The organism is Caballeronia sp. LZ033, assembly GCF_031451265.1.
GTDB lineage: Bacteria > Pseudomonadota > Gammaproteobacteria > Burkholderiales > Burkholderiaceae > Caballeronia.
Genome location: NZ_JARUXQ010000049.1, coordinates 1 through 499, shown reverse-complemented (window position 1 = coordinate 499; position 499 = coordinate 1). Strand labels below are relative to the sequence as shown.

General features: G+C 63.3%; 1 protein-coding gene. It reads right to left on the bottom strand.

Annotation, left to right across the window (positions count from 1 at the left end; translation table 11 throughout):
- The coding region (locus tag QCE62_RS35365) for an FAD-binding protein (protein WP_309928027.1) at positions 1-499 on the bottom strand (499 nt) is incomplete at both ends.

Here is a 499-nt window from a genome sequence, read left to right as displayed (position 1 = left end):
ATTCGTCGATGCCGCGAAGATGCGTCCCGCGCCGCCGGTTGCGAACAGCGTGGTCTTGCCTTCGAGGATATAGACCTCGCCCGTTTCCATCTCCAGCGCGGTGACGCCGAGCACATCGCCTTCGGCGTCGCGGATCAGATCCAGCGCCATCCATTCGACGAAGAAGTGCGTCTTCGCGGCGACGTTCTGCTGATACAGCGTGTGCAGCAGTGCGTGACCGGTACGGTCCGCTGCCGCGCAGGCGCGTTGCACGGGCTTCTCGCCGTAGTTGGCCGTGTGGCCGCCGAACGGACGTTGATAGATCGTGCCGTCCGCGTTGCGGTCGAACGGCATGCCCATGTGTTCGAGCTCATACACGGCGTTGGGCGCTTCGCGGCACATGAACTCGATCGCATCCTGATCGCCGAGCCAGTCGGAGCCCTTGATGGTGTCGTAGAAGTGATAGTGCCAGTTGTCTTCGCTCATGTTGCCGAGCGACGCGCCGATGCCGCCTTGTGCG